This window comes from Martelella sp. AD-3 (genome assembly GCF_001578105.1).
Classification (GTDB): Bacteria; Pseudomonadota; Alphaproteobacteria; order Rhizobiales; family Rhizobiaceae; genus Martelella.
Map to the genome: position 1 here is coordinate 509,947 of NZ_CP014275.1, position 13,370 is coordinate 523,316.

Annotated in this window: 16 protein-coding genes; 13 read left to right on the top strand and 3 right to left on the bottom strand. The window is 61.4% G+C overall.

What is annotated here, in order from left to right; all coding sequences use genetic code 11:
- Positions 1-61 precede the first annotated feature (61 nt).
- The 5 genes from AZF01_RS02320 to folD all read left to right on the top strand — a co-directional run bounded on the left by AZF01_RS02320 (position 62) and on the right by folD (position 3,290).
- Positions 62-814, top strand: a complete 753-nt coding sequence (locus tag AZF01_RS02320; RefSeq protein ID WP_024706027.1) for a F0F1 ATP synthase subunit A — start codon at positions 62-64, stop codon at positions 812-814.
- An 87-nt stretch (positions 815-901) separates the two neighbouring features.
- Complete coding sequence (locus AZF01_RS02325) at positions 902-1,129, top strand: F0F1 ATP synthase subunit C (RefSeq protein WP_018063478.1); 228 nt, start codon at positions 902-904, stop codon at positions 1,127-1,129.
- A gap of 80 nt (positions 1,130-1,209) precedes the next feature.
- Positions 1,210-1,791: a F0F1 ATP synthase subunit B gene (locus AZF01_RS02330; RefSeq protein ID WP_024706028.1), complete on the top strand. Its 582-nt coding sequence runs from the start codon at positions 1,210-1,212 to the stop codon at positions 1,789-1,791.
- A gap of 2 nt (positions 1,792-1,793) precedes the next feature.
- Positions 1,794-2,279 (top strand): F0F1 ATP synthase subunit B, encoded by a 486-nt coding sequence (locus AZF01_RS02335; protein ID WP_024706029.1) that lies wholly within the window; start codon positions 1,794-1,796, stop codon positions 2,277-2,279.
- A gap of 111 nt (positions 2,280-2,390) precedes the next feature.
- Positions 2,391-3,290 (top strand): bifunctional methylenetetrahydrofolate dehydrogenase/methenyltetrahydrofolate cyclohydrolase FolD, encoded by a 900-nt coding sequence (gene folD / locus AZF01_RS02340; protein ID WP_024706030.1) that lies wholly within the window; start codon positions 2,391-2,393, stop codon positions 3,288-3,290.
- A gap of 40 nt (positions 3,291-3,330) precedes the next feature.
- Here the strand turns inward: folD and AZF01_RS02345 are convergent, their stop codons facing one another.
- Positions 3,331-3,573 carry an Lrp/AsnC family transcriptional regulator gene (locus AZF01_RS02345; protein ID WP_024706031.1) on the bottom strand — a complete coding sequence of 81 codons (243 nt, stop codon included), beginning with the start codon at positions 3,571-3,573 and terminating at the stop codon, positions 3,331-3,333.
- A 393-nt stretch (positions 3,574-3,966) separates the two neighbouring features.
- On the opposite strand from AZF01_RS02345, the gene AZF01_RS02350 reads away from it, so the two are divergent.
- Positions 3,967-5,451, top strand: coding sequence for an NAD-dependent succinate-semialdehyde dehydrogenase (locus AZF01_RS02350; RefSeq protein ID WP_024706032.1), 1,485 nt, complete (start codon positions 3,967-3,969; stop codon positions 5,449-5,451).
- 59 nt (positions 5,452-5,510) lie between these two features.
- Here the strand turns inward: AZF01_RS02350 and efp are convergent, their stop codons facing one another.
- Positions 5,511-6,080 carry an elongation factor P gene (gene efp, locus AZF01_RS02355; protein WP_024706033.1) on the bottom strand — a complete coding sequence of 190 codons (570 nt, stop codon included), beginning with the start codon at positions 6,078-6,080 and terminating at the stop codon, positions 5,511-5,513.
- 146 nt (positions 6,081-6,226) lie between these two features.
- Here efp and epmA point away from each other — a divergent pair, with 146 nt between their 5' ends.
- A complete protein-coding gene (gene epmA, locus AZF01_RS02360) occupies positions 6,227-7,288 on the top strand; it encodes an EF-P lysine aminoacylase EpmA (RefSeq protein ID WP_024706034.1) in 1,062 nt (353 codons plus the stop codon).
- 3 nt (positions 7,289-7,291) lie between these two features.
- Here the strand turns inward: epmA and AZF01_RS02365 are convergent, their stop codons facing one another.
- Positions 7,292-8,404 (bottom strand): glycoside hydrolase family 5 protein, encoded by a 1,113-nt coding sequence (locus AZF01_RS02365; RefSeq protein ID WP_051423942.1) that lies wholly within the window; start codon positions 8,402-8,404, stop codon positions 7,292-7,294.
- A 325-nt stretch (positions 8,405-8,729) separates the two neighbouring features.
- Between AZF01_RS02365 and purU the strand changes: the two genes are divergently transcribed.
- The 6 genes from purU to AZF01_RS02395 all read left to right on the top strand — a co-directional run bounded on the left by purU (position 8,730) and on the right by AZF01_RS02395 (position 13,248).
- Complete coding sequence (purU, locus tag AZF01_RS02370; RefSeq protein ID WP_024706036.1) at positions 8,730-9,614, top strand: formyltetrahydrofolate deformylase; 885 nt, start codon at positions 8,730-8,732, stop codon at positions 9,612-9,614.
- Positions 9,615-10,058: 444 nt separating this feature from the next.
- Positions 10,059-10,268: a hypothetical protein gene (locus tag AZF01_RS02375; RefSeq protein WP_024706037.1), complete on the top strand. Its 210-nt coding sequence runs from the start codon at positions 10,059-10,061 to the stop codon at positions 10,266-10,268.
- Positions 10,269-10,515: 247 nt separating this feature from the next.
- Positions 10,516-10,845, top strand: coding sequence for a YqjD family protein (locus AZF01_RS02380; protein WP_024706038.1), 330 nt, complete (start codon positions 10,516-10,518; stop codon positions 10,843-10,845).
- Positions 10,846-10,848: 3 nt separating this feature from the next.
- The gene (locus AZF01_RS02385; protein WP_024706039.1) at positions 10,849-11,265 is read left to right on the top strand and encodes a hypothetical protein; all 417 of its coding nucleotides are present in this window, start codon (positions 10,849-10,851) and stop codon (positions 11,263-11,265) included.
- A 118-nt stretch (positions 11,266-11,383) separates the two neighbouring features.
- On the top strand, positions 11,384-12,400 hold the full coding sequence (locus AZF01_RS02390; RefSeq protein ID WP_024706040.1) for an aldo/keto reductase: 1,017 nt from the start codon (positions 11,384-11,386) through the stop codon (positions 12,398-12,400).
- A 35-nt stretch (positions 12,401-12,435) separates the two neighbouring features.
- Entirely contained in the window at positions 12,436-13,248 is an 813-nt protein-coding gene (locus AZF01_RS02395) for an aldo/keto reductase (protein WP_036235394.1), read from the top strand.
- Positions 13,249-13,370 lie beyond the last annotated feature (122 nt).

Consider the following 13,370-nt stretch of genomic DNA (forward strand, 5'->3'; position numbering starts at 1 on the left):
TTGGTTCTGCGCGCATGACCGCCCCAAGCGGGTCCGCGCAAGGTGAGAAGAGAGAGCACAGGTGGCAAACGATCCGACCCATCAGTTTCAGATCCACAATATCGTTCCGATCAATGTCGGCGGACTGGACTTTTCCTTCACCAATGCATCGCTGTTCATGGCGATCACGGTGGGCGCTGCGGCGGGCTTCATGTATCTGGCGACCTCCAAGCGCGGCCTTATTCCTTCGCGCACCCAGTCGATAGCCGAACTTCTCTACGAGTTCGTGGCCTCGATGCTGAGGGAAGGCGCGGGGACAAAGGGGATGGTGTTCTTCCCCTTCGTGCTGACGCTCTTCCTGTTCCTGCTGACCGCCAATCTGATCGGCATGTTCCCCTATTTCTTCTCCGTGACCAGCCAGATCGTCGTGACCTTCGCGCTCGCCATTTTGGTGATGAGCGTGGTTGTTGGCTACGGCGTCTACAAGCACGGCTTCGGCTTCTTCAAGGTCTTCGTGCCGTCCGGCGTGCCGGCCGCCCTGCTGCCGCTGGTGACGCTGATCGAGATCGTTTCGTTTCTCTCGCGTCCCATCAGCCTGTCGGTTCGTCTTTTCGCCAATATGCTGGCCGGTCACATCACGCTCAAGGTTTTTGCCGGCTTCGTCGTCTCGTTGAGCGCGATCGGCACGATCGGAACCGGGGGCGCGATCCTGCCCCTGGCCATGACCGTCGCTCTGACGGCGCTGGAATTCCTGGTGGCCTTCCTGCAGGCCTATGTGTTTGCAGTCCTGACCTGCATGTATCTCAACGACGCCGTCAACGCAGGCGAACACTAGGGAATAAACACTGTCGGTTCGGCTGGACAGCGCGGACCGGCATCGCTATTAAGCCGCAATAACCCATTCTTTCGAAGGAGTTCTTTTATGGAAGCGGAAGCAGCAAAGTTCATTGGTGCCGGTATTGCATGCCTCGGCATGGGTGCAACCTCCATGGGCCTGGGCCGTATCTTCGGTGACTACCTCACCGGCGCCCTGCGTAACCCCTCTGCAGCCGACAGCCAGTTCGGCCGCCTGGTCTTCGGCTTTGCCGTGACCGAAGCGCTCGGCATCTTCTCGCTGCTCGTCGCTCTTCTCCTGCTCTTCGCCGTTTAAGTTTAAACGGTCTGACGTTTTGGTCACGGCGTTTGCTTATAACGCCGTGACATCGTTATCGAAGACCTCTGGAGGCGAGCATGATTGTGACACCGGCTCTGGCGCAGACATCGGAAGGCGCTGACGCGCATACCGAGACGACGCTGGCCGAAATCGAGCATCACGAGGAACAGGTGTTCCCGCCATTCGATTTTGTGACCTTTCCGTCGCAGATCCTGTGGCTGGCCATCACGTTCGGCATCTTCTATCTGGTGATGAAGAGGGTGATCGTTCCGCGCGTCGGCTCCATCCTGGAAGACCGGCATGACCGGATCGCCCAGGATTTGGATGAAGCCGAAAGGCTGCGCAACGAGGCCGATGCCGCGATTGCCGCTTATGAGAAGGAACTGGCCCGGGCGCGCGACGAAGCTCGTGCGATTTCGGCGGCCGCCGCCGAAAAGGCCCGTGCCGAGGCCGAAGCCGAGCGGGCCGAGCTCGAGAGCCAGCTTGGCAAGAAGCTTTCCGAAGCCAATGCCCGGATCGAAAAGGTGCGGTCCGAGGCGCTTGCCGAAGTCGGCACCATTGCCGAGGACACCGCCGCCCAGATCGTGACCCACCTTATCGGCGGGCGCGTTGCCAAGGGCGATGTCGAAGCGGCCGTATCTGCGGCCAAGGAGGGCTGATCATGGCACTTGACGCGACATTTTATGCCTTTGTCGGCCTGATCCTGTTCTTCATCGTCGTGGCCTATTTCAAGGTTCCCGGCATCATGCTTCGCTCGCTTGATTCGCGCGCGGACGAGATTCGCGATGAACTGGCGGAAGCCAAGCGTCTGCGCGAGGAGGCCCAGCACGTGCTGGCCGACTATCAGCGCAAGCGCCGCGAGGCAGAAGAGGAAGCCAAGGATATCGTCGCCGCGGCCGAACGCGAGGCCCAGGCGATCAAGGAAGAGGCGCGTCGCAAGACGGAAGAATATGTCGAGCGCCGCACCGCCTTTTCCGAGCAGAAAATTCGTCAGGCCGAGCACGACGCCATCGAGGCCGTTCGTGGCGCGGCCGTGGACGTGGCCGTGGAAGCGGCGCGCATCGTCCTTGAAAAGAAGGCCACTCCCGCGGTTCAGTCGAAGCTGTTTTCGAAGTCCGTCGACTCGGTCAAGACGCGGCTCAACTGAGGGCGCTCATGCCTTTTTGAAGAAGTATACCGGCAAGCGCTGCGGCGCTTGCCGTTTTTGTTTTCGGAGCCCAGACGAGGGCGTTGGCATTGACTTTCCGGGAGTGAACAAATGGCAGAACGCATTGACGGCAAGGCGATTGCCGCAGGGGTGATCGAGACGGTCAAGACGGCCACGGCCGAACTGAAGCGCGCCAGCGGCGTCGTGCCGGGGCTTGCTGTCGTCATCGTCGGCGATGATGCGGCAAGCCATACCTATGTGGCGGCCAAGGGCAAGCGCGCCAAGGAATGCGGTTTTCATTCGGTGCAGGTCACGCTTGATGCCGATACCAGCCAGGCGGAACTCGAAAAGGTCGTTGGCGAACTCAATGCCGATCCGTCAATCCACGGCATCCTCGTGCAGCTTCCGCTGCCCGGCCATCTCGACGAGTTTCCGGTGATTCAGATGATTCGCCCGGAAAAGGACGTCGACGGGCTTTCGATCGTCAATGCCGGCAAGCTTGCCGTGGGCGACCTGAAAACCGGGCTGATTTCCTGCACGCCGGCCGGAGCGATGATCCTTGTTCGTTCGATCCACGGCGATGACCTCTCAGGCCTCAACGCCGTCGTCATCGGCCGCTCCAACCTGTTCGGAAAGCCCATGGGCCGGCTCCTGCTGCAGGCCAACGCCACGGTCACCATGGCCCATTCGCGCACCGCCGATCTTCCTTCCGTGTGCCGCAGCGCCGATATTCTCGTAGCTGCGACGGGGCGTGCCGAGATGGTCGGGGCCGAGTGGGTGAAGCCCGGGGCGACAGTCATTGATGTGGGTATCACCCGTGTTCCTGCGCCGGAGCGCGGCGAGGGCAAGACCCGGCTTCTCGGCGACGTTGATTTCGCGGCGTGCGAGAAGGTTGCAGGCGCGATCACGCCGGTTCCCGGCGGCGTCGGGCCGATGACGATCACCATGCTCATGGCCAATACGGTGATTGCCGCCTATCGCGCCGTCGGTCTCGAAGCGCCGCGCTTCTGAAATCGGTCGCCGGAGGCCCAAGGAAGCCCGGCTTTGACCCTTAGTTGAACGCCTTGAAGGTGACGAGGGTGAAGGTGTCTTTCACGCCCTCGATCGTTTGCAATTGGCTGGTGACGAAGTGGCCGATGTCGGCCTCGGCCGGCAGGTAGAACTTTGCCAGGAGGTCGTAATGGCCGGAGGTCGAATAGATTTCCGAGGTTTCCTCAAGCGTGCGCACGACAACGTCCGCTACGTCATAGGCCTGGCCGGGATGGCATTTGAACTGCACGAAAATGGTCTGCATGGTTTGTCCTGACGGGTGTCGCCGGCGCGGGCGGCAAGGGGCCGGGACCGCGGCTGTTGAAACAGGAGTCATCTAGCGGAGAATCGCGCGCATCGCAAATCGGTGGATTTTGCGAATTTACTATATTGATACAATATTCCATTATATATAATTATATGAAAGTCGTCTGGCGTATGGCGGGAAGGCGCGCAGCCGCTTGGCGGGCGAGGCGCAAGCCTCCTGTTTCGCCAGAAACCGGGCCGGTCGCCCTGGGGCCAAGACATGCCCGGTGACGTGCGCTGACGAAGGCCTTTCGGCGAGGCCTTTGATCGGCGAGTTGCGCGGCCGCACGCGGGAACGGAACAATGACCGCCGGGTTCGGCGTTGTGGAAAGAGAAAACAGGGAGACCATCCATGCCCATATCGGAACTGCTCACAAACCGCCTCAAGGACAAGACGCTGACGCGTTCCGGCGCTTTCATTGCCGGCGAATGGGCGGAGGCCGCAACCGGCGGCAAGACATTCGACGTTACCAATCCGGCGACCGGCGAGGTGATCGCGACCCTGCCGGATTGCGGCAGGGAAGATGTCGACACGGCGATCGCTGCCGCCCACGAGGCGCAGAAGAGCTGGGCGAAGAAGACCGGCAAGGAACGCGCGGCTGTTCTTCGCAAGCTCTACGACCTGATGGTCGCCAATGCCGATGATCTCGCAACGATCCTCACCATCGAGATGGGCAAGCCCTTCGCCGAGGCGCGCGGCGAGATCCTTTACGGCGCGGCCTATGTCGAGTGGTTCGGCGAGGAGGCCAAGCGCGCCTATGGCGATATCATTCCGGGCCATCAGGCCGACAAGCGTATCATGGTCATCCGTCAGCCCGTCGGCGTCGTGGGAGCGATCACCCCCTGGAATTTCCCCAATGCCATGCTCGCGCGCAAGATGGCCCCGGCTCTCGCCGCCGGCTGCTCGATCATCTCCAAGCCGGCGCAGCTGACGCCGCTCTCCGCACTTGCCATGGCTTATCTGGCAGAACAGGCCGGGCTGCCGGCGGGATTGTTTTCGGTGGTCACGGCGACCAGTTCCTCGATGGTCGGCAAGGCCTTCAGCGAGGATGACCGCGTGCGCAAGGTAACCTTCACCGGCTCAACCGAGGTGGGCCGCATCCTGATGCGCCAGGGCGCCGACCAGATCAAGAAGCTCGGGCTGGAACTCGGCGGCAATGCCCCCTTCATGGTGTTCGACGACGCCGATCTCGATGCCGCCGTCGAGGGCGCGATTGCCTCCAAATACCGCAATGCCGGGCAGACCTGCGTATGCGCCAATCGTCTTTACGTGCAGTCCGGCGTCTATGACGCCTTCGCCGAAAAGCTGGCCAAACGGGTGGCGGGGCTGAAGGTCGGAGACGGCATGGCCGAAGGCATGGATATCGGCCCGATGATCGACGAGAACGCCGTCGAGAAGGTGCAGGACCACATTCAGGACGCCGTCTCCAAGGGGGCCGAAATCACGCTCGGCGGCGGGCGTCACGAAAAGGGCGGGCTGTTCTTCCAGCCAACGGTTCTGACCGGCGTCACGCCCGAGATGAAATGCGCGCGCGAGGAAACCTTCGGCCCGGTCGCGCCGCTGTTCCGGTTCGAGACCGAGGAGGATGTGATCCGCATGGCGAATGACACCGAATTCGGCCTCGCCTCCTATTTCTTCTCCTCGGATGTGGCAAAGATCTTCCGTGTGGCCGAAGCGCTGGAATACGGCATTGTCGGCGTCAATACGGGCCTCATCTCCACCGAGGTCGCGCCCTTCGGCGGCGTCAAACAGTCCGGCCTCGGCCGGGAAGGCTCCAAATACGGTCTCGATGACTATACAGAGCTGAAATATATCTGCCTTGGCGGCATCGCGTAGCAAACACAAAAAAGGCGGGCTCAGCAGCCCGCCTTTCTCATATCGGCAACAAGGAGACATCAGTCCTTGGCGCGCTCCACATAGGAGCCGTCCTCGGTGAGGATCACCACGCGGGTGCCGGCATCGATATGCGGCGGCACCATGGTGCGCACGCCGTTTGACAGCATGGCGGGCTTGTAGGAGGAAGACGCCGTCTGGCCCTTGACCACCGGTTCTGTCTCGGTGATCTCCAGCGTGACATGGCGCGGCAGTTCCAGCGCAATGGCAACGCCCTCATGGATCGACAGGATCACCGTCATACCTTCCGACAGGTAGTTGGCGGCATCGCCGACATCGTCCGGGCTCATGGTGAGCTGGTCGTAAGTTTCAGGGTTCATGAAATGGAACCCTTCGGCGTCATTGTAGAGGAAGGTGTGGTCGGTGTCCTCGACGAAGGCCCTCTCCACCTGCTCGGTCGTCTTCCAGCGTTCCGAAACCTTTGTGCCGTCGGCGATGCGGCGCATGTCCACCTGGGTCACGGGCGTGCCCTTGCCGGGGTGAAAATTCTGGGCGGTAAGAACGACATAGAGCTTGCCGTCGACATCGACGACATTGCCCTTGCGCAGCGATGAGGCAATGACCTTGACCATGAGACTTCCTTGCGTTGGCGGCCGGGACTATCTATAGACCGCGCATTCCCTTTGCATTCGTGAGAGCGGGACTAACGCAAATCCGCTTTGAATTCCAGTGCCAAACGCCGGATTGCAACGAACGAGAAGGAAAGGCTTCAGGAAAAATGCCGGACGAAAACGCCGCTGCCCCGTCATCGCCCTGGTGGCTGTCCGACAGGCACCGTGACCGGCGGCCGGCGCTTCTGGCCCGCAACCGGATCATGGCGGCGATGCGCGCCTGGTTTGCGGATGAGGCGTTCATCGAGGCCGATCTTCCGGCGCTACAGGTCTCGCCCGGAAACGAGACCCATCTTCATGGGTTTTCAACGGACATGATCGGCAATGACGGCGCGGCGAAGGCGATGTACCTGCACACCTCGCCGGAATTTACCGCCAAGAAACTGCTGGCGGCGGGCGAGGAACGTCTGGTCGCCTTTTCCCGTGTCTATCGCAATCGCGAGCGAGGGCCGCTGCACCATCCGGAATTCACCATGGTGGAATGGTATCGCGCGCGCGAACCCTATGAGAAGCTGTTTGCCGATTGCTCCGCCCTGCTGGCGCTTGCGGCGCGGGCCGCCGGAACCGGGCGTTTTGCCTGGCGGGACGGGAATTGCGATCCCTTTTCCGCCCTCGAGCGGTTGAGCGTGGCCGAGGCCTTCGCGCGTTTTGCCGGGATCGATCTACTCGCCACGATCGCGGCTGACGGCTCGACCGACCGCGACGGCCTTTCCGGGCAAATGAGAGAGAAGGGGTTTCGATACGGCAATGACGACAGCTGGTCGGATCTTTTTTCGCGCGTGCTTGTCGAGAAGATCGAACCCAGGCTCGGCCATGGCCGCCCGACGCTTCTCGATGCCTATCCCGCGCCCGAGGCCGCTCTTGCGCGAAAGAGCGAGGACGATCCGCGCGTCAGCGAACGCTTCGAGCTCTATGTCTGCGGCGTCGAGCTTGCCAACGGTTTCGGCGAGCTGACGGATGCCGGTGAACAACGTCGCCGGTTCGAAGCCGATATGGCGGAAAAAGAGCGCATCTACGGCGAGACCTATCCGATCGACGAGGATTTTCTGGCAGCCCTTGGGCATATGCCAGCGGCAAGCGGCATCGCGCTCGGCTTCGACCGGCTTGTCATGCTTGCAACCGGCGCGCGCCGGATCGAGGACGTGCTCTGGGCGCCCGTTGCCGGGTGACGCTCAGTTGCCGTCGCCGTTGCAGGCGTGGCGGGTCAGGTCGTTGTCGGCGAGCATGGGCTGCAGCGTGCGCAGTTGCGCGCTGCCGCCGTTTCTCAGGTCCGGCTGGATGATCATCGGGGCGTTCTTCGGCCACCAGTCGCCGCTCGCCCAATAGGCCCAGCCAATCCAGGCCTTCTGATCGTTCTGGATGATGTCCACGATCTGCTTCAGGCCGCGCAGGCACTCGATCTGGTCGGTCGTGCCGAATTCGCCCAGGAAACCCTGATAATTGTTGGTGTTCAGCCAGCCGGTGAAGCTCCGGACGGCATCGACGGCGCCGTCGATATGGCTGCAGTCATCGGCCTTGCCCGAATAGTCGGCATCGGCATACTGATGCACTTCGAAGGCGAAATTGTCCTGGGGGTCGACAACGCCGGTCATCACCGAGGCGTTCGACGGGCCGTAGAAGGTCTGCTCCCAGCTGTGGGCGCCGGTCCAGGCGGTGCCCGGGACGAAAATCAGGTTGCCAGCGCCGATATTGCGGATCGCCGCGATCGCCGCGTTGGCGGCGGTCAGCCATTCCGGCGCTTCGATGTCGTGCGGCTCGTTCATCAGGCCGAAGATGATGTCATCGTCATTGGCGAAGACGGCCGAGAGACGCTTCCAGAAATCGGCAAAGGCTTCGACCGGCACGTCCGGGCTGCCGATCACATGGCCGCGATAGCGCGCGTAATTGTGCGGGTCGAGGATGACGACCATGTTGTTGTCGCGCGCGGCTGAGATCGTCGCCTGCATGCGCGACAATTCCGTGGCGTCGAACACCCCGTTCAGCGAAGGCTGGAGACGTTCCCAAAGGAAGGGAAGCCGGATGGCGTTGAACTTGTCCTCGGCCAGTGAATCGATCGTTTCCTTCGAGGGGTAGATGTAGCCCTGGCCGTAAGGATCGCCGGGCTGGCCGAACTCGGCGCCGGCGACATTGATGCCGTGCAGCGTCATTTCACAGTTCTGTGCGGCAAGCGCCGTCGATGACAGCGCGAGGGACAGCGCCGTGGCCGCGACGGCGACGGTTGAAATCCGCCTCTTCAGGGTGGTGGCAGAAGACCGGCATGGCGCGGATTCCCTCAAGCGACGCATATACTGATACTCCAATCATCCCTTCCGCCTTCGGGCGGGTCGGCCCCGTCATGACAGCTGTCGCTGAACTATAGCGCGTCTGGGGTCGCTGAAGTCAAGCCGCCCCTTTTTTGCCGCAACAATAGTCTGCGGGCGGGCGGATGAAAACAAACGAAGAGGCGCGATTGGCGGCAATCCGCATCTTTGAGTCGTGGATGCTACAGCAGCGGACCTTTCGACGTAGTCTGATGATCCATCGGGCGGTTGAAAGCGCACCCGCCAACCTTTATGACCGGTCGGCTGTCCGGACAAGCGACGGCCTGCGCTCAGTAAACGGGAAATCACAATGAAAGACTTCGTGCTCACGGTAACATGCCCTTCAACGCGCGGCATTGTCGCGGCGATTTCCGGTTATCTGGCGGCGGAGGGCTGCAATATCATCGACAGCTCCCAGTTCGATGATCTGGAGACGGGGTGCTTCTTCATCAGGATCAGCTTCATTTCCGAAACCGGAACCGGGCTTGATGCATTGAGGGAAGGATTTGCCGGGATCGCCGCCCCCTTTGACATGGACTATAATTTTCATGACGGTGCCTACCGGCTGAAGACGCTGATCATGGTCTCGCGCTTCGGTCATTGCCTCAACGACCTTCTCTATCGCTGGCGCATCGGCGCACTGCCCATCGACATTGTCGGCGTGGTGTCGAACCACCTCGATTATCAGAAGCTCGTCGTCAATCACGATATTCCCTTCTACCACATTCCGGTGACGAAGGAGACGAAGCCCGCCGCCGAGGCGCGGCTTTTCGAGCTCATCGACCAGACGGAGGCCGAACTGGTCGTGCTGGCGCGTTACATGCAGGTGCTTTCGGACGAATTGTGCCGCAAGATGGCCGGGCAGGTGATCAACATCCATCACTCTTTCCTGCCGAGTTTCAAGGGCGCAAACCCCTACAAGCAGGCCTATCAGCGCGGCGTGAAGCTGATCGGGGCGACGGCACACTATGTTACGCCGGAGCTCGACGAAGGGCCGATCATCGAGCAGGAGACGGTGCGCATCACCCATGCGCAGAGTCCGCAGGACTATGTGGCCCTTGGCCGCGATGTCGAGGCGCTGGTGTTGGCGCGCGCCATCCACGCCCATATTCACCACCGTGTTTTCGTCAACGGCAACCGTACGGTTGTCTTCCCGCCATCGGCCGGTTCCTACGCCTCCGAGCGTATGGGGTGATCGCAGTCCTTTCCTCCGGATTGTGCATTCACAGGTTGTATTTTTGCGGGGCGGCTGAATTTGGCGGCCGCCCCTCTTGTCTGCCGCCAGCAGCTCTCTATCTAGAAGGAAGCCGCCGGGCGGAAGCCGGCGAGACGGGAATTTCGTTTCCAACATTCTCGGCTCTTTGACATGTTTTTGAAGAATTTCGGCGATATGAATAAAATATAAGCTTGGTTTTGATTCGGGTTTCCGGGTAAAACCCACGCAGTCGCAAACTTGTCCAACCCTTCGTAGTGCGGGAGCGTTCAATGTCTTTCGAGGCGCTGAAAACAATGAACATGAACGAAGCCGGATGCGTGCCGGATGTGCTCCGATGCTGTCGCGCGGGCGACAGGGCCGTCAAGGCCGCACACAAGGGTTGAAACAAATTGGCCGGTCATCTTCGGGCCGGAGTTGGTAGTCATGAAAAAGCAGATGGTTGAGTTCGGCGGCCAGCCGGTCGGGATTGTCGTTCCCGAAAACGGGCGGCTCAGATTTGTCGCCGTCAAGTTTCACGTCCATGCCTTGGATGGCGGCCTTTATGCCACGATGGATGAGTTGCGCGCTGCTATCCGGGATCACCTTTCGCGTTGGTCGGGTGACGACCAGGGCCGGGTGGCCGCTGCGGGCTAGCGCATCGGCCTGAAAATCGGAATCGATTTTCGGAAACCGCGATGCGGAGTTGCTTTGGACGGCCAGGCGGCTGGGACGCACGCCTCGATGCCTATTGTGCCGGCCGCATGCCGGGCGTAAGCTTCCGCCGTCGGCCCTCAGATTTTCTCCGTTGCGGGTTTGCCGGCAGGGGACGGTCGACCGGAACAAAAACGACGCTGACGCGTTGGAGCGTTCAGTGTCCGAACTCAAATTTGGGAGATCAACTATGGCAGAAAGCAAAAGCACCGGCGGCCAGGCTGGCAAGACAACCGAGGCCGACATCCAGGCTCAGATCGACCAATTGCGTGACGACATCGCAGGCCTGACGAAGCTGATCGGCACGCTTGGCAATGAAAAGGCATCCGACGCACGGGCCCGCGCCGAGAAGTTCCGTGACGACGCGACCAGGAAGGGGCACGAGGCCTATGACCGGGCGCGCGAGGAAGCGATGTCCATCGAAGAGGATATCGAGGATCATATTCGCAGCCGTCCGCTGCAATCCATCCTGATGGCTGCCGGTTTCGGCTTTCTGGCCGCGCTGCTGACGCGGCGTTAAGGCATGGACCGGGTCATCTCCCTGACAGCTGCCATCATGGCGATTGATGGCAGCGAGGTCGCGCGTTCGGCTAGGCGCAACGCCGTGCTGGCTGTCATCCTGATTTTTCTGTTCATGTCCGCTTATGTGAGCGGCGTCGTTGCGCTTGCGATCTATCTGGCCGAGGTCTTCGGTCCGCTCGGCGCGGCGCTGACCGTGGCCATTGCCTCGCTCACGCTTGCGATCTTCGTGCTCGCCTATGCGATGCTGATGAACCGCGCGGAGCGGCGGCGCTACCGGGCCGCCAAATACGCGACCGAGGAAATGCTCGAAGGCGTTCTTGGCGTCGTTCCTGTGATGATGCGGCAAAAGCCGATCTCGGGGCTTACAGCTGTTGCGGGCCTTGCCTTCGTTCTGGCGCGGGCTTTCCAGAAGAAATAGCGCCGGCTTTCTGCCGGAGCGGCGGCGCAAGGTCGCCTATCTGATGCTCCCGGCAGTCCCGTCGGGAGGACGCGAGGGCGCCTGTTGCACGGGCGCGTTTTCCTTGGGGGCGTTTCTCATGACACATGCATCATACGATCTGCCGAAACGGCAACTCGGCACCACCGATATGGCGATTACGCGCACAGGCTTCGGCGCCTGGGCGATCGGCGGCGGGGGCTGGGCGGCAGGCTGGGGCGCGCAGGACGACAGCGATTCCGTCGCCGCCATTCGCAGGGCGGTCGATGCCGGGATAAACTGGATCGACACGGCCTCCGTTTACGGCCTTGGCCATTCGGAAGAAGTCGTCGGCAGGACGATTGCCGGCATGGCATCCTCTGAGCGCCCCTTCATCTTCACAAAATGCGGCATGGTCTGGAACGATGACGATCCGATGGAGACGCCGAAGCGGGTCGGCGATCCGGAAAGCCTGAAAGCGCAGACGGAAGCTTCTCTGAGACGGCTCGGCGTCGAGGTCATCGACCTGATGCAGATCCACTGGCCGTCGAACGACGTGCCGCTTGCGGACTACTGGGGTGCGATGTGCGATCTGAAAGCGGCCGGCAAGGTGCGGGCGATCGGCCTTTCCAACCACGACATCAGCCAGCTTGAAGAAGCCGAGTCGATCGGCCATGTGGACACGCTGCAGCCGCCCTTTTCCGCCATTCGCCGCGATACGGCGGCCGAGCTTCTGCCCTGGGCCCGCGCCAACGAAACCGGCGTCATCTGCTACAGTCCGATGCAGGCCGGCCTTCTGACGGGACGTTTCACGGAAGAACGCGCCGCATCCTTGCCTGATGATGACTGGCGGCGCGGCAGTTCCAATTTCAACGGTGCGGCGCTGAAGGCCAATCTGGCGCTGGCCGAGGCGCTGAAGCCGATGGCCGAGCGCCACGGCGTCAGCCAGGCAGCGGTTGCCGTTGCCTGGGTTCTGGCCTGGCCGGGCCTGACGGGCGCGATTGTCGGCGCGCGCAAGCCCGAGCAGATCGACGGCTGGATTGCCGCTGCCAGCCTAGACCTTGATGATGATGACCTCGACGCGATCGCCGATGCGATCGAGAAGACCGGCGCAGGCAGCGGGCCCAAACGCCCCTGAGCCGCCGCGAGGCAAAGAAGTCTGGAGACGAAAGCATGAGAGCCATCAACGGTATCCCCCAGATCGGGTTCGGGACCTGGAAAAGGCGTGGCGACGAGGCCTACAGGACGGTGCTCGCCGCGCTCGAGGCCGGCTATCGCCATATCGATACGGCGCAGGCCTATGGCAACGAAGCGGAGGTGGGGCGCGCGCTGGCAGATTTCGGCGTGGGTCGGGATGAGATCTTCGTAACGACCAAGGTGTGGATCGACAATTACGGCGAGGATGCTTTTCGAAGAAGCGTCGAGGAAAGCCTTGAAAAGCTCGGCGGCATGGAAATCGATCTTCTGCTGTTGCATTGGCCTGGTCGCGCGGGCGGGCCGGCATTCGAGGACTATATCGGCCGGCTGGCCGACGCGCATGACGCCGGCCTTGCCAAACGGATCGGCGTGTCCAATTTCACCCGCGCGCTGATGGACAAGGCTGCCGGGCTGCTCGGCGATCGCAAGATCGCAGCCAATCAGGTCGAATGCCATGTCTTTCACCAGAACCGGCTGGTCGCCGATTATTGCGACAGGAACGGCATTGCCTTTACCGCCTATTCGCCGCTGGCGCAGGGCAAGATTGCCGGCGACCCGGTGCTGAAGACGATCGGCGCGGCCCACGGCGTTTCCGAAGGCGAGATCGCGCTCGCATTCCTGATGGCGGAGGGCCATGTGGTCATCCCGACTTCCAGCAAGCCGGAACGGGTGAAGTCGAATCTGGCGGCCGCCGAGATCGCGCTATCGCAGGACGAGATCGAACGTTTGAGAGTTCTCGACAAAGGCCTGAGACTGATCGACCCGGAATGGGCGCCGGAGTGGGACTGAACGACAAAAGGCTTGCCAGCACTCCATGTTGACTGCTGACAAGTCATTGAAAAATATCTAAAAATTAAATTTTCGGATTGAAGCCTTCGCGAAAATACGTCAGCCTTTGCAATTGTCAACGA